Source organism: Micromonospora aurantiaca ATCC 27029 (genome assembly GCF_000145235.1).
In the GTDB taxonomy this organism is placed as follows: domain Bacteria; phylum Actinomycetota; class Actinomycetes; order Mycobacteriales; family Micromonosporaceae; genus Micromonospora; species Micromonospora aurantiaca.
In genome coordinates this window covers 4038295-4060362 of the sequence record NC_014391.1, presented here as the reverse complement: position 1 = coordinate 4060362, position 22068 = coordinate 4038295, and the positions used below count along the sequence as shown (strand labels likewise).

19 protein-coding genes are annotated in these 22068 nt (G+C 74.9%); 18 read left to right on the top strand and 1 reads right to left on the bottom strand.

Features of this window, described 5'->3' with window-relative positions; translation table 11 throughout:
* The first annotated feature begins 8 nt into the window (after positions 1-8).
* On the top strand, positions 9-899 hold the full coding sequence (locus tag MICAU_RS18065; protein ID WP_013286782.1) for an alpha/beta hydrolase family protein: 891 nt from the start codon (positions 9-11) through the stop codon (positions 897-899).
* A 123-nt stretch (positions 900-1022) separates the two neighbouring features.
* Positions 1023-3710 (top strand): helix-turn-helix transcriptional regulator, encoded by a 2688-nt coding sequence (locus MICAU_RS18060; protein WP_244879617.1) that lies wholly within the window; start codon positions 1023-1025, stop codon positions 3708-3710.
* A 64-nt stretch (positions 3711-3774) separates the two neighbouring features.
* Here MICAU_RS18060 and MICAU_RS18055 read toward each other — a convergent pair whose 3' ends face one another.
* On the bottom strand, positions 3775-4533 hold the full coding sequence (locus tag MICAU_RS18055; protein WP_013286780.1) for a class I SAM-dependent methyltransferase: 759 nt from the start codon (positions 4531-4533) through the stop codon (positions 3775-3777).
* Between the two features lie 181 nt (positions 4534-4714).
* Here MICAU_RS18055 and MICAU_RS18050 point away from each other — a divergent pair, with 181 nt between their 5' ends.
* From MICAU_RS18050 to MICAU_RS17975, 16 genes are all read left to right on the top strand, one after another.
* Positions 4715-6994: an FAD-dependent oxidoreductase gene (locus MICAU_RS18050; protein ID WP_013286779.1), complete on the top strand. Its 2280-nt coding sequence runs from the start codon at positions 4715-4717 to the stop codon at positions 6992-6994.
* Positions 6991-7311, top strand: a complete 321-nt coding sequence (locus tag MICAU_RS18045) for a putative quinol monooxygenase (protein WP_013286778.1) — start codon at positions 6991-6993, stop codon at positions 7309-7311. Before MICAU_RS18050 ends, MICAU_RS18045 begins: the two co-directional genes overlap by 4 nt.
* Positions 7308-8534, top strand: a complete 1227-nt coding sequence (locus tag MICAU_RS18040; protein ID WP_013286777.1) for a cytochrome P450 family protein — start codon at positions 7308-7310, stop codon at positions 8532-8534. The genes MICAU_RS18045 and MICAU_RS18040 overlap by 4 nt, the downstream gene beginning before the upstream one ends.
* 38 nt (positions 8535-8572) lie before the next feature.
* Entirely contained in the window at positions 8573-9238 is a 666-nt protein-coding gene (locus MICAU_RS18035) for a TcmI family type II polyketide cyclase (RefSeq protein WP_013286776.1), read from the top strand.
* Positions 9239-9358: 120 nt separating this feature from the next.
* On the top strand, positions 9359-11509 hold the full coding sequence (locus MICAU_RS18030) for a sigma-70 family RNA polymerase sigma factor (protein ID WP_013286775.1): 2151 nt from the start codon (positions 9359-9361) through the stop codon (positions 11507-11509).
* A gap of 186 nt (positions 11510-11695) precedes the next feature.
* Positions 11696-13054: a pectinesterase family protein gene (locus tag MICAU_RS18025; protein ID WP_013286774.1), complete on the top strand. Its 1359-nt coding sequence runs from the start codon at positions 11696-11698 to the stop codon at positions 13052-13054.
* 20 nt (positions 13055-13074) lie between these two features.
* On the top strand, positions 13075-14445 hold the full coding sequence (locus MICAU_RS18020; RefSeq protein ID WP_013286773.1) for a cellulose binding domain-containing protein: 1371 nt from the start codon (positions 13075-13077) through the stop codon (positions 14443-14445).
* A 126-nt stretch (positions 14446-14571) separates the two neighbouring features.
* Positions 14572-14955 carry a DUF1622 domain-containing protein gene (locus MICAU_RS18015; protein WP_013286772.1) on the top strand — a complete coding sequence of 128 codons (384 nt, stop codon included), beginning with the start codon at positions 14572-14574 and terminating at the stop codon, positions 14953-14955.
* A 67-nt stretch (positions 14956-15022) separates the two neighbouring features.
* Positions 15023-17104: a heavy metal translocating P-type ATPase gene (locus MICAU_RS18010; protein WP_013286771.1), complete on the top strand. Its 2082-nt coding sequence runs from the start codon at positions 15023-15025 to the stop codon at positions 17102-17104.
* A 94-nt stretch (positions 17105-17198) separates the two neighbouring features.
* Positions 17199-17606, top strand: a complete 408-nt coding sequence (locus tag MICAU_RS18005) for a TOBE domain-containing protein (protein ID WP_013286770.1) — start codon at positions 17199-17201, stop codon at positions 17604-17606.
* The gene (modA, locus tag MICAU_RS18000; protein WP_013286769.1) at positions 17603-18385 is read left to right on the top strand and encodes a molybdate ABC transporter substrate-binding protein; all 783 of its coding nucleotides are present in this window, start codon (positions 17603-17605) and stop codon (positions 18383-18385) included. The genes MICAU_RS18005 and modA overlap by 4 nt, the downstream gene beginning before the upstream one ends.
* Entirely contained in the window at positions 18382-19179 is a 798-nt protein-coding gene (locus MICAU_RS17995; RefSeq protein ID WP_013286768.1) for an ABC transporter permease, read from the top strand. The genes modA and MICAU_RS17995 overlap by 4 nt, the downstream gene beginning before the upstream one ends.
* Positions 19176-20228 carry an ABC transporter ATP-binding protein gene (locus MICAU_RS17990; RefSeq protein ID WP_013286767.1) on the top strand — a complete coding sequence of 351 codons (1053 nt, stop codon included), beginning with the start codon at positions 19176-19178 and terminating at the stop codon, positions 20226-20228. The genes MICAU_RS17995 and MICAU_RS17990 overlap by 4 nt, the downstream gene beginning before the upstream one ends.
* 95 nt (positions 20229-20323) lie before the next feature.
* Positions 20324-20596 carry a hypothetical protein gene (locus MICAU_RS17985; RefSeq protein ID WP_013286766.1) on the top strand — a complete coding sequence of 91 codons (273 nt, stop codon included), beginning with the start codon at positions 20324-20326 and terminating at the stop codon, positions 20594-20596.
* Positions 20597-20645: 49 nt separating this feature from the next.
* Positions 20646-21665 (top strand): zinc-dependent alcohol dehydrogenase, encoded by a 1020-nt coding sequence (locus MICAU_RS17980; RefSeq protein WP_377625499.1) that lies wholly within the window; start codon positions 20646-20648, stop codon positions 21663-21665.
* A gap of 2 nt (positions 21666-21667) precedes the next feature.
* Positions 21668-22066 carry a 6-pyruvoyl trahydropterin synthase family protein gene (locus MICAU_RS17975; protein WP_013286764.1) on the top strand — a complete coding sequence of 133 codons (399 nt, stop codon included), beginning with the start codon at positions 21668-21670 and terminating at the stop codon, positions 22064-22066.
* The last annotated feature ends 2 nt before the right edge of the window (positions 22067-22068 follow it).

Below are 22068 nucleotides of genomic sequence, written 5' to 3'. Positions count from 1 at the left end.
TGACCGACGTGCCCACCACCATCCGTTCCCGTACCTCCGTCCGTGCCCTGGCCCGCCTCGCCGTGGCCGCACTGCTCGCCACCGGCGGCGCCCTCGCCGTCCCGGTCGCCGCGAACGCGGCCAGCCCCTACGAGCGCGGCCCGGCGCCCACGAACGCCATCCTGGAGGCCAGTCGCGGGCCGTTCGCCACCTCCTCGATCAACGTCTCCTCGTTGAGCGTCACCGGCTTCGGCGGCGGCGTCATCTACTACCCGACCAGCACCGCCGAGGGCACCTTCGGCGCGGTCGCCATCTCGCCCGGCTACACCGCCTCGTGGTCCAGCCTGAGCTGGCTGGGGCCGCGGATCGCCTCGCACGGCTTCGTGGTGATCGGCATCGAGACCAATACGCGGCTGGACCAGCCGGACAGCCGGGGCCGCCAGCTCCTGGCCGCGCTGGACTACCTGACCCAGCGCAGCTCGGTCCGGGGCCGGATCGACTCCTCCCGGCTGGCAGTGGCCGGGCACTCGATGGGTGGTGGCGGCAGCCTGGAGGCCGCGGCGGCCCGGCCGTCGTTGCAGGCCGCCGTCCCGCTCGCGCCGTGGAACCTGGACAAGACCTGGTCCGACGTACGGGTGCCGACGCTCATCATCGGCGGCGAGAGCGACAGCGTGGCACCGGTGGCGAGCCACTCGATCCCGTTCTACAACAGCATCCCGGCGTCCTCGGAGAAGGCGTACCTGGAGCTGAACGGCGCGAGCCACTTCTTCCCGCAGACCGTGAACACGCCGACGGCGAAGCAGACGGTCGCGTGGCTGAAGCGGTTCGTCGACGACGACACCCGCTACGAGCAGTTCCTCTGCCCCGGTCCGACCGGGTCGGCGATCGAGGAGTACCGCAACACCTGCCCCAGCTCCTGATCCCCTCCGCTCCCGGGGTGGTCGCCGCGGCGACCACCCCGGGAGCGTGTCCGCCTCTTTTCCGACGGGTTGCCCATCTGTGACACTGCATGCATGGTTTCTGCATCGACAGTGCATATAGCCTTGCGGGGCCGGGACGACGAGTGCGACGCGATCCGCCGGCTCCTCGACCGCGACGACGGCGGCGCCCTGCTGTTCCACGGGCCGCCCGGCTCCGGGCGCAGTGCGCTGCTGGCGTACGCCCGCAGGTGGGCCGGGCAGCGCGCGGTGCTCGCCGGCGGCGGCCTGGCCGACGAGGCGACACTGCCCTACGCCGGGCTGCACCGCCTGCTCGACCCGGTGCTGGACGCGGACACCGCACTCCCGGTGCGGCAACGCCGGCTGCTGCGCCGGGCGCTGGGCGGCGACGGGTGCCCGGCCGAGCAGCGGCTGGCCCTGGCCGCGGCGGTGCGCTCCCTGCTCGCCGCCGTAGCCGCGGACCGGCCGATGCTGTGCACGGTGGACGACCTCGACACCGGCGATCCGCAGAGCGCCTGGACGCTCGCCGTGGTGGCGCGCCGGCTGCGCCGGCTGCCGGTGGCAATGCTGCTGACCGCGACCGCACCGGCCACCGTCGACGGCGTACCCGCTCACCGGCTGCGCCCGCTGGACGCCCACGAGTGCCACGCGATGCTCGCCGGGCTCCGCGAGCGGCCACCCGCGCCGGTCGCCGCCGCCCTGGCCGCGCTCAGCCGGGGCAGCCCGGCGGCGCTGACCGACCTGGCCGGCACGCTCACCCCCGCCCAGTGGCGGGGCGAGGCGCCGCTGCCCGACGCGCCGCCCGTGGACGGCGCGCTCGCCGCCGCGTACCGGGCCCGCCTGGACCGGCTGCCGGTCCCGACCCGGCGGATGGTGCTGCTCGCCGCGCTCGATCCCGGAGACGACCCGGGCACCCTGGTCCGCGCCGCGTGGGCGGCCGGGCTGACCGTCGAGGCGCTCGCCCCCGCCGAGGCCGCCGGACTGCTGCGCACCGGGCCGGGCGGGGTGACGTTCCCGCACCCGCTCGCCCGCACGATGATCACCGCCGTCGCGCCGCTCGCCGACCTGCGCGCGGCGCACCTGCTGCTGGCCGGCACGCTCGCCGAGGGCACCCTGGGCCGGGCGCTGCGCCACGCCACCGCCGCCGACTGTCCCTCCGACGTGCTCGCCGCCGAGCTGACCGCGGCTGTCGACGAGGTGCCGGACCGGGCCGCCGCCGCGGTCGTGCTGCGCCGCGCCGCCGAACTGAGCCCCGACCCCGGCCGCGCCGCCGAACTGACAGTCGCGGCCGCGCGGTGCGCCTGGACAGCAGGCGACCCGGACCAGGCCCGAGGGCTGCTGCGACGCCTGCCCGCCGCGTCGCCCGCCGAGGGCCGGGCCGACCTGCTCCGCGGCGACATGCAGCTGCGCTGCGACGCGCCCGCCGACGCGGTCGCCACGCTGCTGGCCGCCGCCGACGCGGTCGCGCCGGCCGACCGGCGGGCCGCGCTGCTGGCGCTGGTCCGGGCCGGCGAGGCCATCTGCGTCACCGGCGACCAGTACCGGTACGCCGAGGTGGCCCGCCGGGCCGAGGCGCTGCGGCGGCCCGGCGACCCGCCCGAGCTCGACCTGCTGGCCACGTTCGCCTCGGGCGTCGGGGCGACGCTGCGCGGCGACCACGCGCGCGGCGGCCCGGCGCTGCGCCGGGTCGTCGTCCTCGGCGGCCGGCTGACCGGGCCCGCGCTCACCCCCGGCGCGCTCGTCTGCGCCGCCGCGGCCGCACTGCTGGTCGCAGTAGACGGTCCCGCGCACCGGCTCGCCGGCCGGGCGGCCGAGGTGGCCCGCTCACGCGGCGAGCTGTCCCTGCTGCCCCGGGCGCTGGAGCTGCGGGCGGTCGCCGAGTACTGGCTGGGCCGGCACGAGGCCGCGGCGGAGACCGCCCGCGAGGGCGTGCGCGCGGCCCGCGCCACGGGCCAGCACGTGTGCGCCCAGGTGCACCTCGGCATCCTCGCCGTGCTGGCCGCGGTCCGCGCCGACCGGGACGCCGCGCTGGCCCGGATCGCCGAGATCGGTGACGGGGCCGCGCCGGGGAGCCGGCCGGACGCCTACGCCCGCTGGGCGCTCGGCGTGCTGGACCTGATCGACGGCCGGTACGCCGACGCGGTGGCCCGGCTGTCCGCGCTGGCCCGTACCCGCACCGGCCGGGGGCAGGTGCTGGTACAGGTGATGGCCACGCCGTACCTCGTGGAGGCCGCCGCCCACGACGGCGGGCGGCCGGCCGCCGCGCTCGCCGTGTTCGACCACTGGGCCAGCAGCACGGCGAGCCCGTCGCGGCGGGCGCTCGCCGCGCGCTGCCGGGCGCTGCTCGCGCCGCGCGGCGGTCCGGAGGCCGAACGGGAGTTCCACGCGGCGCTGCGGCTGCACCCGGCCGACACCGACCGGTTCGAGCGCGCCCGCACCGAGCTGCTGTTCGGCCGCGAGCTGCGCCGCCGGCGCCGGCCCCGGGACGCCCGCGCGCACCTGCACCGGGCCCGGGAGGCGTTCACCCTGCTCGGCGCCGCCGTCTGGGCCGACCGGGCGGGGGAGGAGCTGCGCGCGGCGGGGGAGTCGGTCGGGCCGGTGCGGCACGGCCCGGAGCAGTTGCTGACCGGGCAGCAACTGCACATCGCCCGGCTGGTCGCGGAAGGGGCGACCAACCGGGAGATCGCCACCCGCATGTGCCTGTCCACCCGGACCGTAGACCACCATCTGCGCAACGTCTTCCACCGGCTGGGCGTGCGCTCGCGTACCGAACTGGCCCGACTGCTGTCCTGACCGCCCGCCGCCCTCGGGCGCCCGCGCGGCGTCGGTCGCCGCCGAGCCGGCTGCGCCGCCGGGGTCAGCGCAGTGCGGCCACCGCGGCGTCCGCGCCGCCGCGCCAGAGCACGCCGGCCTCGGTGAAGCCCGCCGCGCGCAGCGCGTCCAGGTGCCAGGTCGCGGGCGGGTTCCACTCCGGGCTGTGCCCGGTCGGGTAGATCTGCCGCCGCTTCTCCACCAGCGGCCCGAGCACCGGATCGTCGGCTGCCTGCTCCCACCAGTCCGACCAGGACAGCGCCGCGCCCGCGCGGTGCCGGGCCGCCCGCTGCTCGCCGGCCCGCGTGTGCAGCCGGTCGGTCAGCGTCGGCATCCCCTCGTCGGGCATGTGGTCGGCGTTGACGAACACCCCGCCGGGGCGCAGCACGTCGCGGATCTCGCCGTACAACCGCGCGAGGCGCGGACCGTCGAGCCAGTGCAGGGCGGTCGCGGTGAGCACGGCGTCGTAGTCGCGGTGCGGCAGCGCGGCGGCCCAGTCGGGCCGGTTGAGGTCGGCGGTCACCACAGTGGCCCGCCCGGCCAGCGCCGCCTCGGCGAGTGTGAGCAGCACCGGGTCGAGGTCGAGCACCGTCACCTCGGCGTCCGGCCGGCGGGCCAGCGTCCGCAGGCTGATCGATCCGGTGCCGCCCGCGAGGTCGAGGACGCGTGGCGGCCGGTCGCCGGCGACCGCCTCGACGGCGTCGAGCATCGCCGCGAAGCGGTGCTCCCGGTCGGGCAGGTACGCCTCCTGCTGCCGGTCCCAGCTCTCCTGCCAGGCCCGCACATCTAAATCGTAAGGAGTCATGCCGCTCACGATAGTTACCGCCGATGGACCTGTCGAGGCTTGTTGCCAAAGTTTTGCAATAAGCGCCGCCGTCCCGGCGGCGTCACCGGGACCGGACGTGCGGCGGGTCGACGGTGACGAGCGGGTGACGCGCGCTGCGGCAGGGTCGCGGCACGACGACGGCACCGTTCGAGGGGGCTGCATGATCAGGACGATGCTCCGGCTGCGCGCGCGCACCGGCTGCGAGCCCGCGGTCGGGCCGGCCTTCGAGACGGTCGCCGGGCAGCTCGGCGCGCTGGCCGGCAACCTGCGGCACGAGCTGCTGCGCGACGCCCTCGACCCGCGCGGCTTCGTCGTCGTCACCGAGTGGGCCGACGAGGCGGCGCTGCGCGCGTACCGGCGGGGGCCGGTGGCGGCCCGCCTGGCCGACCTGCTCCGGCCGCTGACCGAGCCGGACGGCGACCCCGGCTACCCGCTGATGCGCGAGACCGGGGACGGGACGGGTCCGGTCTACGTGGACGTCGAACTGACAGTGCCGCTCGACCGGCTCGCCGAGTTCCACAGCGGCTACCCCGAGGTGGTCCGGCGGATGGCGGCGATACCCGGCTACCGCCGCGAACAACTGCTGCGGGAGCCCGGCTCGGACATCCACCACATCTTCGCCGAGTGGGACGGCGCCGCGCCGTTCCTCGCCTGGATCGGCGACCCGGCCCACGCCTCGGCGCAGGCCGGGCCGATCGCGCCGTTCCTTCTCGACATCCGGCGCCGGCTGTTCCACGTCGTGCCCGACGCGGACGGCCGCCGACAACCCACCACGGGCTGGGAGGCCGACGTGCACAGGACAACAGACGTACTCGTCGTCGGGGCGGGGCCCACCGGGCTGACCGCCGCCGTCGAACTGGCCCGGCGGGGCATCGACTGCCTGGTGATCGACAAGCAGGCCACCCCGCCCGGCCACGCCGACAAGGCGATCGGTGTGCACTGCCGCACCATGGAGATCTGGGAGGAGCAGGGCGTCGTCCGCGAGGCCATGGACGCCGGCATCTGGCTCACCGGCAACACGGTCTTCGTCAACGGCGAGCAGACCCACCGGATGAGCTGGGAACTGCCCGGCCTGCCGTACGCCCACCTCGGCCTGCCGCAGTACGAGACCGAGCGGATCCTCACCGCCCGGCTGGCCACGCTCGGGGTCCGCCCGCAGCGCGGTGCCGAACTCGTCGACTTCACCCAGGACGCCGACGGCGTGACCGCCACAGTCCGCACCGCCGACGGCGGCACCGAGACGGTACGCGCGGCGTACCTGGTCGGCGCCGACGGCGCGCACAGCCGGGTACGGGAGCGGCTCGGGCTCACCTTCACCGGCGGGCTCGGCCGGTTCCCGCAACTGTTCATGCTGGTGGACGTCGACGTGGACTGGGACATGCCGGACGGGCACCTGCTGCGGTTCCTGCACATGACCGACGGGCAGATGGACGGGATGCTCGTCTGCGTACCGCTGCGCGGCGAGCACCGCTACCGCATCGCCACCCTCGCCCCGCCCCGGTTCTTCGCCCAGACCGGCGGGCGCGACGCCCCGCCCGGATTCAGCGAGGAACTCGACGAACCGACGATCGAGGACGTGCAGGCCGCGCTGGACCGCCTCGCGCCGCCCGGCACCCGGGCGAGCAACCTGCGCTGGTCGTCGGTGTTCCGGATCAGCCACGGCATCGTCGACCGCTACCGCGACGGCCGCGTGTTCGTCGCCGGGGACGCCGCCCACCTGCACCCGCCCGCCGGCGGCCAGGGCATGAACACCGGCATCCAGGACACCTGGAACCTCGCCTGGAAGCTCGCCCTGGCGGTACGCGGTCTCGCCGCGCCCGGCCTGCTCGACAGCTACGAGACCGAGCGGCGGCCGGAGGGCGAGGAGATCGTCGGCCGGGCGGTACGGATGGCCGGCACCGAGGAGGTGGACCGCGCCGACCTGGAACGGCAGTTCCTCCAGGAGATGTCCATGCTGCTCAGCTACGCCGGCAGCCCGCTGGTCGGGGAGACCGTCGCCGACCCGGCCGCGCTCGGTGACGCGCCCCGCCCCGGCGACATCGCGCCCGACGTCGACGGGCTGCGCCGGCGCGGCGTCGGCCACCCGCTGCGGCTGCGCGACCTGACCCGGGGCACCCGGCACACGCTGCTGCTCTACGCCGACCGCACGGCCGACGCGGGGCAGTTGGCCGCGTTCACCGGCCTGTGCGCCGACGCGCGCCGGCTCGCCGGCGGGGAAGTCGAGGCGTACCTGCTGCTCGACCCGGACGCCGACGAACCGCGACTGCTCGACCCGCCCGTGGTGCGCGACGCCGAGCGCCGCTTCCGCGCCGCGTACGGGCTGGACGGCACCGGCCTGTACCTGATCCGCCCGGACGGGCACATCGGGTTCCGGGGCGCGCCGGTCGACCCCGACGCGCTGCGCAAGCACCTGCACCTGGTGTTCGGGAGCGCCCGGTGAGCCGGGTCCGGACCGTGCTGTCGATGCGGACCCGGGAGGGCTGCGAGGAGCGCTTCGAGGCGGAGTGGCTCACCGCCGCCGAACAGATCCGCACCCTGGACGGCTGCCTGCACCAGGACCTGGTCCGCGACGCCGACGACCCGCGCAGCTATCTGATCATCAGCGACTGGGCGGACCGCGAGCGGCTCGACGCGTTCGGGCGCAGCTCGCACCGGGACCGGCTGCTGAGCATCATCCGTGAGCTGCGGGAGTCCGCCGACCGGCACACCTACCAGGTGCTGCACAGCGTGACCGGCGAGCCGGGGGAGGGGCGATGACCGACGACGTGGTGCCGGCGAGCGAGCTCTACACCGACGCGTTCGCGGCCGACCCGTACCCCACCCTGGCCCGGCTGCGCGCCGAGCGGCCGGTCTGCCCGGTCGGCTCGCCGCGCTTCGACTCCTGGCTCATCACCCGCTTCGACGACGCCCGCACCGCGCTGACCGACCCGCGCCTGTCCAAGGACCTGTACGGACCGGAGCAGCACTACCTGAAGATCTTCGGCCCGAACTCCGAGGGTCTGAACCGCAACATGCTCAACTCCGACCCGCCCGAGCACACCCGGCTGCGCCGGGTGGTGTCGCAGGCGTTCGCGCCCCGGCGGATCGAGGCGCTGCGCCCCCGGGTGGCGTCGATCGTCAACCAGCTCATCGACAAGATGGCGCCGCACGGCGAGGCGGACCTGATGCACGACTTCGCCATCCCGCTGCCGATGACGGTCATCTGCGAACTGCTCGGCGTGCCGCCCGCCGACCACGGCCGGGTGCTCGACTGGACCCAGGTCATCCGCACCTCCGGCTCCACCAGCCGGCCCCCCGCCGAGGAGCGGGCGGCGGTGCAGGAGGCCCAGCTCCGGCTGCACCACTACCTGGCCGGGCTGGTCCGCGCCAAACGCGACGACCCGGCCGACGACATCATCGGCGCGCTGATCAAGGCGGTCGACCAGGACGGGACGCTGTCCGAGGCGGAACTGGTCACCACCACGTTCCTGCTGCTGTTCGCCGGGCACCAGACCACCGCCGACTTCCTCGGCAACGCCGTACTGGCCCTGCTGACCCACCCCGAGCAGATGGAACTGCTGCGCGCCACGCCCCGCCTGCTGCCCGCCGCGATCGAGGAGCTGTTGCGCTTCGACGGGCCGCTGCCCGTGGCCAGCCCGCGCATCGCCACCGAGGACGTCGACTACCAGGACGTACGCATCCCGCGCGGCGCGATCGTCGGGGTGGCGATCAACGCGGCCAACCACGACCCGGCGCACTTCGCCGACCCGGACCGGCTGGACCTGCGCCGGGTGCGGGGCCCGCACCTCGGGTTCGGTCACGGCGTCCACTACTGCCTGGGCGTCTCGCTGGCCCGGATGGAGGCCGAACTCGCGCTCGGCGCGCTGCTGCGCCGGCTGCCCGGGCTGCGTCTCGGCGTGCCGCTGGCCGAGGTGCGCCGGCTCCCCGCCGCCTCGCCGTTCCGCGGCCTGCTGGAACTGCCTGTCACCTTCACCGCGTGACGGCGCCGCCGTCCGAACCCACCCACCAAGGAGCAGTCATGGTCTTCCGCAACGTGATCGTCTGTCACATGGTCCCCGGCAGCGAGCAGATCGTCGGCGGCGTGTTCGGCCACTACGACCAGGCCACCCGGCCGCAGGACCTGGGCGTCATCGGCCGGTACCTGCTGTCGCACCACGACCTCTACATCCACGTGATCGAGCGGGAGCAGGACCCGCGGATCTCCGGGCAGACCCGCGGCCTGCCCGCCTTCCAGAAGATCGCCGAGGAGATCGGCCCGTACGTCACGCCCTACCCGCGCTACTGGAAGAACCCGTCGGACTCGGTGGCGAAGGAGTTCTACCACTGGGCGCCCGAGGGCGAGCCGCCAGCCGACACCACGCTCACCGTGATCGTCGGGCGGATCAAGCCGGGCGCCGAGCCGGACGTGGCACGGGTCTTCGCCGAGTCCGACGCCGGGTCGCTCCCGGCCGACCTCGGGGTCACCGGGCGCTGGCTCTACTCGATCGACGACGTCTACGTGCACCTGCTCGAACAGGAGTCGTCGGCGGCCGAGGCCACCCGGGACCAGCACGGTGACAAGCCCGCGTTCGGCAAGGTGATGCAGGACCTGGGCCCGTACATCGAGCCGTACCGGCCGGACCGGTGGCAGGGCCCGCAGGACTCGGTGGCCACCGTCTTCTACCGCTGGCAGGCCCAGGACTGAGCGCCCCGGACGCGACCACGAGCGGGGTTTACAACCCGGTGACCCTGTGCCAGCCTCGTGGGCGCGCTCCCACGGTCGCCGGCGGTGGCACGTCTCCCGGGAGCCGGAGGGCGGTGCGCCGTGACGGCGGCGGTGGACGTCGAACTGGTGACGGCGGCACGCCAGGGTGACCGGGCCGCGCTCACCGCGCTTCTCGCCGCCCATCTGCCGCTGGTGTACAACGTGGTCGGACGCGCGCTGGCCGGGCACGCCGACGTCGACGACGTGGTGCAGGAGGTCATGCTCCGCGTCGTCGAGCGGCTGCCCACGCTGCGCGAGCCGGACCGGTTCCGCGCCTGGCTGGTCACCATCGCCATCCGCCAGGTCCGCGAACACGCCCGCCGCCGGGCCGGGGCCCGCCAGGTGCCGCTGGATCCGTACGCGGAGATGCCGGATCCGGACGCGGACACCGCGGACGCGGCCCTGTCCGAGGTGGACCGGGACGCCCGGCGACGGGACGTGCTCTCCGCGGTCGCCTGGCTCGACGCCGACGACCGTGAGGTGCTCGCGCTGTGGTGGCGGGAGCTGGACGGGGAGCTGACCCGCGGCGACGTGGGCGAGGCACTCGGGGTCGGCGCCTCCCACGCGGCGGTCCGGATCCAGCGGATGCGCTCCCGGCTCGCGCAGGCGTACACCGTCCTGGCCGCGTGGCGGGCCCGGCCGCGCTGCCCCGGCCTGGCCGTCGCCGCCCGGGCGTGGGACGGCACGCTCGTGCCGCTGTGGCGCAAACGGCTGAGCCGGCATGTCCTGGCCTGCCCGGCCTGCCTCGCCGCGGGCGAACGCCGCGGCACGCCGGAGCAGATCCTGCCCGGCCTGGCCGGGCTGGCGGTGCCGGCCGGCCTGGCCGCCGGACTGCGCGCGGCGCTCGAAGCGCAACCGGCGGTGGTGGCGGTCCCGCCCGTGGCGCCGGCCGCGGTGGGCGGCCTGCGGCGGGCGTTGTCGTCGAAGGCGGCGGTCGCCGCCGGCACGGTCGCGGTCCTGGCCGTCACCGCGCTCACCCTTGCCGTGCGCCACGAGCCGGACGGCCGGGACGGTGTGGTGGCCGCCGCGCCGACGCTCCCGGTCCGGGACGGGCCGTCGGCCGCCGCAACGCCGTCCACCGCCCCGTCCGCCGTCCCGTCGCCGCGTCCGTCGCGTGCGCTCACCGGCGTGACCGACGCCGACATCGTCGTCGCCCCGGACGGCAGCGACGACGGCGACGGCAGCCTCCGCCGTCCGTACGCCACGCTGAACCGGGCGGCCGAGGTGGTCCGGCCCGGCCAGACCATCGCCCTGCGCGGTGGCACGTACCGGATGACCGAACCGGTGACCATCGGTACGGACGGCACGGCGGACCGGCGCATCGTGCTCAGCGCATACCGGGGCGAGCGGCCGGTGCTCGACGCCGCCGCGGTGCCCGCGGACGCCTGGGCCGTCACCCAGCGGACCGCCTGGTGGACCGTGCAGGACATCGAGGTACGCGGCTCCCGCAGCCACGCCTGGGTCTGCCGGGCCTGCTCCCACACCGTGTTCCGTCGCCTGTCCGTGCACGACAACGCCCGTTCCGGCCTGACGCTGCGCGACCCGGGCACAGTGGGCAACCAGGTGCTCGACAGCGACTTCTTCCGCAGCTACGACCCGGCGGACCCGGGCGGCGCCGGCGTGGGGCTCGCGGTCAAGTTCGGCGACGGCGCGGGCAACGTGCTGCGCGGCAACCGGACCTTCCACAACGCCGACGACGGCATCGACCTCGGCGGCTTCGCCGACCCGGTCACCGTGGAGCGGAACTGGTCCTACGGCAACGGGCAGAACCGGTGGGGCGTGACCGGCTGGGACAGCAACGGGTACGGCTTCTCGCTCGGCGGCGGGGAACCGGTCCCGGCCGGTCACCGGGTGCGGGACAACGCCGCCTGGGGCAACCGGGGACACGGATTCGGTGTGGAGGCCAACGCCGGCCGGATCGACCTCACCGGCAACACCGCGTTCCGCAACGGTGGCGCCGGCTTCGACCTGACCGGCGCCGGCGGCACGACCCGGTGGAACCTGGCCCTGGACAACCGGACGCCGGCCCGGGGCGGTGAGCGCGTCGCCGCCACCGGAAACTCGTGGGACGACGACGGCTGGAGCGCCGCCCGGCTGCGGTCCACCGACCCGCGCACGGCCGAGGGCCCGCGCCGCGCCGACGGGACGTTGCCGTCCACCGGCTACCTCGGCACCGGCACCCGGGTCGGCGCCGACCTGACAGCCCGCTGAGGCGCCCGGCGGAAAACCGGCGCGAGAAAAAGCGTTGTCGCGGCCGGACCGCCCCGTCTGTGTGGTGACGGGTAGCCGGGCAGCATCCGTCACCGGGCACCGGCTGCCGCCGTGAGGGCCGCCGCCAGCGATGGCGGTGACGGCGGAGGCCGACACACCGCACACCCAGGATCCCCGGGGAGAACCGTGAGACATCTCGTCCGACGACGGGCGGCGGCCCTGTTCGCCGTCCTCGTCACCACCACCGCGACCGCCGCCGTCGGCGTCGCCACCGCCGGCCCGTCCCAGGCCGCCGCGGGCTGCCAGGTCGGCTACCGGGTCACCGCGCAGTGGGCCGGCGGCTTCACCGCCGCCGTCACCATCCGGAATCTCGGCGACAGCCTCACCGGCTGGCGTCTCGGCTGGACGTTCCCGGCCGGGCAGTCAGTCACCCAGGCGTGGGGCTTCACCACCAGCTCGACAGGCGCGTCAGTGGTCGCGGCCAACGTCGACTGGAACGCCACCATCGGCACCGGCGCGAGCGTCGAGGCCGGGTTCAACGGCACCTGGAACGGCGTCACGAACCCGAGCCCGGCCACGTTCACGCTCAACGGCGTCACCTGCACCGGCTCGTCCGGCTCGCCCACGCCCACCGCCGCGCCGACGTCACCGCCGCCGACCGGCACGGCGACCGTGGCGGCCGACGGCACCGGCACCTACCGCACCGTGCAGGAGGCCGTCGACGCGGTGCCGGCGAACAACACCACACGGCGGGTCGTCACCATCAAGCCGGGCACCTACCGCCAGGTGGTGCGGGTGCCGTCGAACAAACCCCACATCACCTTCCGGGGACTCGGCACGTCGCCGGCGAACACCGTGATCGTCTTCAACAACTCGGCGAACAGCAGCGGCACCTCCGGCAGCGCCAGCATGTTCGTCGACGGGTCCGACTTCGTGGCGGAGAACCTGACCATCGCCAACGACTTCGACGAGGGCTCGGTGACCAGCGGCCAGCAGGCGGTAGCGCTGCACCTCAACGCCGACCGTGCGGTGCTGCGCAACGTACGCCTCCTCGGTGATCAGGACACCTTCCTGGTCAACGACCGCACCCGGGCGTACGTGGTCGACTCCTACGTCGAGGGCACCACCGACTTCATCTTCGGCGGCGGCACGATCGTCTTCCACGCCTGCACCATCCACGAGAAGCGTTCCAGCGGCGGCACCGTCACCGCCGCCAGCACGGACGCCGCCAAGACGTACGGCTTCCTGTTCTACCGGTCGACGATCACCGGCACCGGGAACAACAACACCACCCTCGGCCGGCCGTGGCGCCAGGGCGCGCAGGTGCTCTACCGGGAGTCCACGCTCAGCGGCACGGTCCGCAACGCCCAGCCGTGGACGAACATGGGCGACGCCACCTGGCAGAACGCCCGCTTCTCCGAATACCGCAACACCGGCCCCGGCGCGACGGTCAACGGCAACCGGCCGCAGCTCAGCGACGCCCAGGCCGCCACCTACACACCGCAGAGATACCTCGCCGGCACCGACGGGTGGAACCCGTTGTGATCACGATGTTGGAGAACGGCATGACTGTCACGAAGAAGGGCCGGCCCTGGCGTACCGCGCTGGTGCTCGGCACGACCGCGGCCCTGGCGGCGCTCGGCGCGGTCACCGCGGTCACCGCCCAGGCGGCGGCCGGCTGCCGGGTCGACTACCGGGTCAGCAGCGAGTGGAGCGGCGGCTTCAACGCCGACGTGACGATCACGAACCTGGGCGACGCGGTGAACGGCTGGCGGCTGGCCTGGACGTTCCCGGCCGGCCAGCAGGTCACCCAGTCGTGGAACGCCACCGTTACGGCCGGGACGTCGAGCGTCACCGCGACGAACGTCGACTGGAACGCCGCCCTGCCGGCCGGGGGGAGCGTCTCGTTCGGCTTCACCGGCTCGCGCGGCGCCACGAACCCGGCGCCCACGGTGTTCACGCTCAACGGCACCGCCTGCACCGGCGGGGTCACCCCGACGACCGGCGCGCCGTCCCCGACGCCGACCACGCCGCCGGCCGGTGTGCCGTACTCGAACGCGCCGGACGGGTTCGCCGGCGCGGCCGGCACCACCGGCGGGGCGGCCGGCGCCACGGTCACCGTGACCAGCCAGGCCGACCTGGAGCGGTACGCGGCGTCCAGCACGCCGTACGTCATCCGGGTCGGCGCGGCGATCACGGTCAGCCCGTACGGCCGGGAGATCCCGGTCGGCTCGAACAAGACGATCGTCGGAGTCGGGCGGAACGGGCAGATCGTCAACGGCGGATTCCACCTCGGCGCCGGCACCGCCAACGTCATCATCCGCAACCTGACCATCCGCGACACCCGGGTGGCCTCGGACGACCCGGACGACAAGGACTTCGACTACGACGGCATCCAGATGGACACCGCGAACCGGATCTGGATCGACCACAACACGATCACGCGGATGAACGACGGCCTTATCGACAGCCGGAAGGACACCACGAACCTGACCGTGTCCTGGAACGTCATCGCCGAGGGCAACAAGGCGTTCGGCATCGGCTGGACGGACAACGTCACCGCCCGGATCACCATGCACCACAACTGGATCCACGACACCAACGTGCGCAATCCCAGCACCGACAACGTCCAGTACGCCCACTTCTTCAACAACTACCTGCAGAACATCAGGGGGTACGGCAACTACTCCCGGGGCCGTACCAAGCTGGTGATCGAGAACAGCTACTACGAGAACGTGAAGGACCCCTACTACCGGGACGACACCGCGGAACTACGCCAGAGCGGCAGCGTCTGCGTCGGCTGCACCGGTCAGCGGGAGACCGGCGGCTCGGCGTTCACCCCGTCGAGTTTCTACTCCTACCGCCTCGACCCCGCCGCGCAGGTTCCCGCACTGCTGCGCACGTACGCCGGGCCGCAGGCCGCCATCGGGCAGTGACCGGGCCGGCCGGGACGGCGGCGCACCCGCCCCGCCGTCCCGGCCGGACGTCCCCCCACCGGCTGCCCGACCGGCAAACCCGCTCGCGGGCGTGGCCGACGGGTCAGGCTGGTGCGGGGGTGCCGGGTGCCGACGAAGGAGATCGTCCAGCACGTCGGGGCACTGCTCGACCTGGCCGGGGTGCTCGTCATCGCGGTCGGCGTCGCGGTCGCCACGGCGGTGTTCGCGGTGCGCTGCGCCCGGACCCGCCAGGTGGTCGCGCACTACCGGGCGTACCGGCAGGGGGTCGGCCGGGCCATCCTGCTCGGCCTGGAGTTCCTGGTCGGCGGCGACATCATCCGTACGGTGGCGGTGTCGCCCACCTTCACCAGCGTCGGCGTGCTGGCGCTGATCGTGCTGGTCCGCACGTTCCTGAGTTTCTCGCTGGAGGTGGAGCTGGACGGCCGCTGGCCCTGGCAGGGCCGTCCTCCGGCGGACCGGCCGAGCGTCGGCGCCCGCCCCCAGCGCTGACCACCGCGCCGACCGGACGCCGGCGGTTACCCCCAGGGGGTATGGTGGCGGGTGGAGGTGACGCCCGATGGAGCACGGAACCGGCCACCACGGAGGCCACGACACCGGCGGCCACGGCGGCGGTCAGGACGACCACGGCGGCGGGCACGGCGCGCACGCCGGGCACGACCCGGAGCAGTTCCGCCGCCGATTCTGGCTCAGCCTGGCGCTGACGGTACCGATCGTCGCCACCAGCCACATGGTGATGGACTGGTTCGGCTACTCGCTCGAGTTCCCGGGCGTGCGCTGGGTCGGCCCGGTGCTCGGCACTGTGGTGTTCGCGTACGGCGGCTGGCCGTTCCTCACCGGCGGGCTGCGTGAGCTGCGCGAACGTGCCCCCGGCATGATGCTGCTGATCTCGATGGCGATCGTCGTCGCGTACCTCGCCTCGGCCGCCACCAGCCTCGGCCTGTTCGACCTCGACTTCTGGTGGGAGCTGGCCGCGCTGGTCACCATCATGCTGCTCGGGCACTGGCAGGAGATGCGGGCGGTCGGGCAGGCGCGCGGCGCGCTCGGTGCCCTCGCGGCGCTGCTGCCCGACGACGCCGAGCGCCTGGACGACGCCGGGCGGCCGCATCCGGTGCCGGTCGGCGAGCTGCGGGTGGGCGACCTGGTGCTGGTGCGCCCCGGCGGGCGGGTGCCGGCCGACGGCCGGATCGTCGAGGGCGCCGCCGAGCTGGACGAGTCGATGATCACCGGGGAGTCGCGGCCGGTGGCCCGCGCCGCCGGGGACCGGGTGGTCGCCGGCACCGTCGCCACCGACTCCACCCTCCGGGTACGCGTCGAGGCGGTAGGCGCGGACACCGCGCTGGCCGGCATCGGGCGGCTCGTCGCCGAGGCGCAGGCCTCCGGCGGGCGCGCGCAGGTGCTCGCCGACCGGTTCGCCGCGCTGCTGTTCTACCTGGCGGCGTTCGCCGGCCTCGCGACGTTCGCGGTCTGGGCGCTGCTCGGCGACCCCGACCAGGCGGTGGTACGCACCGTGACCGTGTTGGTGATCGCCTGCCCGCACGCGCTCGGCCTGGCCATCCCGCTGGTGGTGGCGCTGTCCACAGCGCTGTCGGCCCGCGCCGGCATCCTGGTCAAGGACCGGCTCGCGCTGGAGCGGATGCGCACCGTCGACACGGTCCTGTTCGACAAGACCGGCACGCTCACCACCGGCCGGCACACGGTGACCGGGGTGGCCACCACCGGCGGGACGGACGAGACGGCCGCCCTGGCACTGGCCGGCGCGGTGGAGGCCGACAGCGAGCACCCGCTGGCCCGGGCGCTGGTCGCCGCCGCCGACGCCCGCGGCGCCCGTCCCGCCGCGCGCGGCTTCCGGGCACTGACCGGCCGGGGAGTGCGCGCCACTGTGGACGGCGTGGACTGGGCGGTCGGCGGTCCGGCGCTGCTGCGCGAACTCGACGCCGCGGTGCCGGACGACCTGGCCCGGGCCGCGCAGGAGTGGTCGGGCCGGGGCGCCGCGGTGCTGCACCTGGTCCGCCTGCCCGAGGGTGGCCCGCCGGAGGTGACCGCCGCGTTCGGGCTGGAGGACCAGGTCCGCCCGGAGGCGCGGGCCGCCGTGGCCGAGCTGCGCGACCTCGGCGTACGCAAGATCGTGATGATCACCGGCGACGCGCGCCCGGTCGCCGAGGCGGTCGCCGCCGACCTCGGGTTCCGGCCCGGCGTCGACGAGGTCTTCGCCGAGGTGCTCCCGGCCGACAAGGACAAGGCGGTGGCCGAGCTGCGCGGCCGGGGACTGACGGTGGCGATGGTCGGCGACGGCGTCAACGACGCACCGGCGCTCGCCCGCGCCGACGTCGGGCTGGCCATCGGCGCCGGCACCGACGTGGCGATCGAGTCCGCCGGGGTGGTGCTCGCCGGCTCCGACCCGCGCGGCGTCGGCGGCGTGATCCGGCTGTCCCGCGCGTCGTACCGGAAGATGCGGCAGAACCTGGCCTGGGCGGCCGGCTACAACGTGGTGGCGATCCCGCTCGCCGCCGGTGTCCTCGCCTGGGCGGGGGTCGCGCTCAGTCCGGCGCTGGGTGCGGTGCTGATGTCCGCCTCGACGATCGTGGTGGCGCTCAACGCCCAGCTGCTGCGGCGGGTCCGGATCACCCCGGCCGACTGAACCGCAGTTCCGGTTCCCGCGGCGCATCACGGCTCGCGGATGCGAGCCACCATGCCCCTTCCGGCTTGCACCTGCGGGCCGCTAGGGTGAGCGCGTGACGGTGTTCCGGATCGGTGAGGCAGCCGAACTGCTCGGGGTCAGCGCGGACACGGTCCGCCGCTGGATCGACGCCGGCAAGCTGCCGGCCACCCGCGACGAGCACGGCCACCGGGTGCTCGACGGCGCCGACGTGGCAGCGTTCGTCCGCGCGCCCGGCCACCCCGAGCTGTCCTCGGCCCGCAACCGGCTGCGCGGCATCGTCACCGCCGTCGTCAAGGACACCGTGATGGCCCAGGTGGACATCCAGGCCGGGCCGTTCCGTGTGGTGTCGCTGATGAGCCGCGAGGCCGTGGACGACCTCGACCTCCAGGTCGGCTCCGTCGCCGTCGCGGTGATCAAGTCGACCACCGTCGTGGTCGAGCGCGCCCCCGCCACCACCCCCAGGGGAAGGACAAGTCCGTGACCGTACGGTGGATCCGCGCCGCGCTCGCCGCCGCGCTGGTGGGGGCGCTGGGCCTGACCGCCTGTGGCGGCGCGGACGAACCGGCCGGTCCCGACGGTGCCGGCCCGGTGACCGTGTTCGCCGCCGCCTCGCTCACCGAGTCGTTCACCACGCTCGGCAAGGAGTACGAGGCCGCCCACCCGGGCAGCAGCGTCACGTTCAACTTCGGCGGCAGCTCGGGCCTCGCCACCCAGATCACCCAGGGCGCACCCGCCGACGTGTTCGCGGCCGCGTCCCCGGCCACCATGAAGACGGTCACCGACGCCGGTGACGCCGACGGCGAACCTGCTGTGCTGGTCCGCAATCAGCTCGTCGTCGCCGTACCCCGTGGTAACCCGGCCCGGGTCGGCGGCCTGGCCGACCTCGCCCGCCCCGGCGTCAAGGTGGCGCTCTGCGCCGAGCAGGTGCCCTGCGGCGCCGCCGCGCGTACCGCCCTGGACGCCGCGGGCGTGCGGCTCACCCCCGCCACGCTCGAACAGGACGTCAAGGGAGCGCTGGCCAAGCTGCGTCTCGGCGAGGTCGACGCGGCACTGGTCTACCGCACCGACGTCCGCGCCGCACCCGGGCTCGACGCGGTCGAGTTCCCCGAGTCGGCGCGCGCGGTGAACGACTACCCGATCGTGGTGCTGCGCGCCGCCGGGAACCCGGCCGGCGCCCGCGCCTTCGTCGACTTCGTCCGCTCCGACGCCGGGCTCGCCGTGCTCACCGCCGCCGGGTTCCAGGCGCCGCCCGGCGCATGAGCCGCACCGTACGCCGGCAGCGGGTGCCGATCGCCCTGCTCGTGCCCGCCGGGCTCGGCCTGACCTTCCTCGTCCTGCCGCTCGCCGGCCTGCTGCTCCGGGCGCCCTGGACCACGCTGCCCCAGCGGCTGGCCGAGCCGGGTGTGCTCACCGCGCTGCGGCTGTCGCTGGAGACCGCCACCGTCGCCACGCTGCTCTGCGTGGCGCTCGGCGTACCCCTGGCCTGGCTCTTGGCGCGGGTGGAGTTCCCCGGCCGGCGGCTGGTCCGGGCGCTGGTCACGGTGCCGCTGGTGCTGCCGCCGGTGGTCGGCGGCGTGGCGCTGCTGCTGGTCTTCGGCCGGCGCGGGCTGGTCGGGTCGTGGCTCGACGAGACGTTCGGGGTGACGCTGCCGTTCACCACCGCCGGGGTGGTGCTGGCCGAGGCGTTCGTGGCCATGCCGTTCCTGGTCATCGCCGTCGAGGGGGCGCTTCGTGGCGCCGACCCCCGGTACGAGGAGGCCGCCGCCACGCTCGGCGCCGGACGGTTCACCACCTTCACCCGGGTCACGCTGCCGCTCGTCGCCCCGGGCGTGGCGGCCGGGGCGGTGCTCTGCTGGGCCCGCGCGCTCGGGGAGTTCGGGGCCACCATCACGTTCGCCGGCAACTATCCCGGCCGCACCCAGACCATGCCGCTGGCGGTCTACCTGGCGCTGGAGACCGACCTGCAGGCCGCGATCGTGCTGAGCCTGATCCTGCTCACCGTCTCCGTGGTCATCCTCGCCGCCCTGCGCGACAAATGGGTCGGGACGACATGAGTGTGCTGGACGCGCATCTGGTCGCCGAGCGGGACGGGTTCACCCTCGACGTGCGGCTGCGCATCGCCGCCGGTGAGGTGGTGGCGCTGCTCGGCCCCAACGGCGCCGGCAAGACCACAGCGCTGCGGGTGCTCGCCGGGCTGCACCCCCTCACCGCCGGTCACCTCACGCTCGGCGGCGCCGACCTGGACCGGCCGGACCGCCGGGTGTGGACGCCGCCGGAGCGGCGGCCGGTCGGCGTGGTGTTCCAGGACTACCTGCTGTTCCCGCACCTCAGCGCGCTGGACAACGTGGCGTTCGGGCCGCGCCGCCGGGGCGCCGACAAGCGCGCCGCCCGCACCCGGGCCCAGGAGTGGCTGGACCGGGTCGGCCTCGGCGACCAGGCCCGGCGCCGGCCCCGGCAGCTCTCCGGCGGGCAGGCGCAGCGGGTCGCGCTGGCCCGCGCGCTCGCCGTCGACCCGGCGCTGCTGCTGCTCGACGAGCCGCTCGCCGCGCTCGACGCCCGGACCCGGCTGGACACCCGCGCCGAACTCCAGCGCCACCTCGGCGCGCACCCCGGCGCGACGCTGCTCGTCACCCACGACCCCCTCGACGCCCTGGTGCTCGCCGACCGACTGGTCATCGTGGAGCACGGCCGGGTGGTGCAGGAGGGCGACGCCGCAACCGTCACGGCCCGGCCGCGCACCGACTACGTGGCCCGGCTGGTCGGCCTCAACCTGCACCGCGGCCGCGCCGACGGACACACCGTGACCGTCGGTGAGCTGACGCTCACCACCGCCGACACCGTCCACGGTGAGGCGTTCGTCGCGTACCCGCCGGCCGCCGTCGCGCTGCACCCGTCCCGGCCGGAGGGCAGCCCGCGCAACGTGTGGGCCGCCACCGTGAGCGGCGTGCAACGCCACGGCGACAACCTGCGCGTGCAACTGGCCGGGCCGGTCGAGGTCGCCGCCGACGTCACGCCCGCCGCCGCGGCCCATCTCGGACTGATCCCCGGCCGCGCGGTCTGGGCGGCGGTGAAGGCAGCCGAGACGCGCGCCTATCCGGCGTGACAAACACCGCTGGTCGCGACGTGTCCGCAGGTGAGAGGTTTGATCTGCGCTCAACCGGTCACTGGGACGGTAGCGACGACGCAAAGGGGGACACGGTGCCCGACACGATCCGCAACAGGTCCAGTCTGGACGCCGACCTGCCACGGGGAGTCACCGACCCGTTGCTCTGGCGGGCCGCGTACGACGTTGCAGTCGCCCACCGGCCCGACGAGGCCGGCCGGTGCGAGAGCCTGCTGTGTGACGGTCAGGTGGCGCCGTGTGACGCGCTGACCGCTGCCCACCGGGCAATGGAACTGGCCGGGGACCGCCACGCCGACCGGGCCGATCCGGAGACCTGGCGTACGGAGCAGCGCCGGCGCGCCGCCTGAGCATCGGGTCGCGGGCGGTTCGAACCGCGGACGCCCCGCTTCCGTGTTTATGATCGACAACTCGGTCGGAATGCGGGGAAGAGGAGAGTTCGTGACGGTCGACGCCCACGCGTTCTGGCTCCGCGCCCCCGGCGAGGGCGAGATCCGGCCGGTCCGGCTCGCCGCCCCCGGCCCCGGCGAGGTGCTGGTCCGGACCCGCTTCTCCGGCGTCAGCCGCGGCACCGAGACGCTGGTGTTCACCGGCCGCGTCCCGGCCGACCAGCACGACGCCATGCGCGCGCCGTTCCAGGAGGGCGACTTCCCGGCCCCGGTCAAGTACGGCTACCTCAGCGTCGGCACCGTCGAGGCGGGCGACGAGCGGCTGCTCGGCCGTACCGTCTTCTGCCTCTACCCGCACCAGAGCGCGTACGTGGTCCCGGCCGACGCCGTGACCGTCGTGCCGGACGGCGTACCGGCCGAGCGCGCGGTGCTGGCCGGCACCGTGGAGACCGCTGTGAACGCGCTCTGGGACGCCGCTCCGCTGGTCGGCGACCGGGTCACCGTGATCGGCGGCGGGATGGTCGGCTGCGCGGTGACCGCGCTGCTGGCCCGCTTCCCCGGCGTACGCGTCGAACTCGTCGACGCCGATCCGGCCCGCGCCAGGGTGGCCGCCGCGCTCGGCGCCGGCTTCGCCACGCCCGCCGACGCCACCGGCGAGCGCGACCTGGTGGTGCACGCCAGCGCCACCGCCGACGGGCTGCAACGCGGCCTGGAGCTGCTGCGCCCCGAGGGCACGGTGCTGGAGCTGAGCTGGTACGGCGACCGGCCGGTCACGCTGGCGCTGGGCGGCGCGTTCCACTCCCGACGGCTGGGCATCCGCAGCAGCCAGGTCGGCACCGTGTCGCCCCGGCGGGCCGACCGCAGCTACGCCGACCGGCTCGCGCTCGCCCTCGACCTGCTGGCCGACCCGGCGTTCGACGCGCTGCTCACCGGCCGGTCCCGCTTCGACGACCTGCCCGACGTGCTGGACCGGCTCGCCTCGGGCGAGCTGCCGGCGCTGTGTCATCTCATCACCTACGGCGAGGAGTGATCGTGTTCAGCGTGACCGTCCGGGACCACATGATGGTCGCCCACAGCTTCCGCGGCGAGGTCTTCGGCCCGGCGCAGCGGCTGCACGGGGCGACGTTCGTCGTCGACGCCACGTTCCGCCGCGCCGAGCTGGACGACGACGGGATCGTGGTCGACATCGGGCTGGCCACCGAGCAGCTCAAGGCCGTGCTCGCCGAGCTGAACTACCGCAACCTCGACGACGAGCCCGCCTTCGCCGGGGTGAACACCACCACCGAGGTGCTCGCGCGGACGATCGCCGACCGGCTCGCCGACGCCGTGCACGCCGGCCGGCTGGGGGAGGGCGCGCGGGGGCTCGCCGGGATCACCGTCACCCTGCACGAGTCGCACATCGCGTGGGCGAGCTACGAGCGGTCGCTCTGACC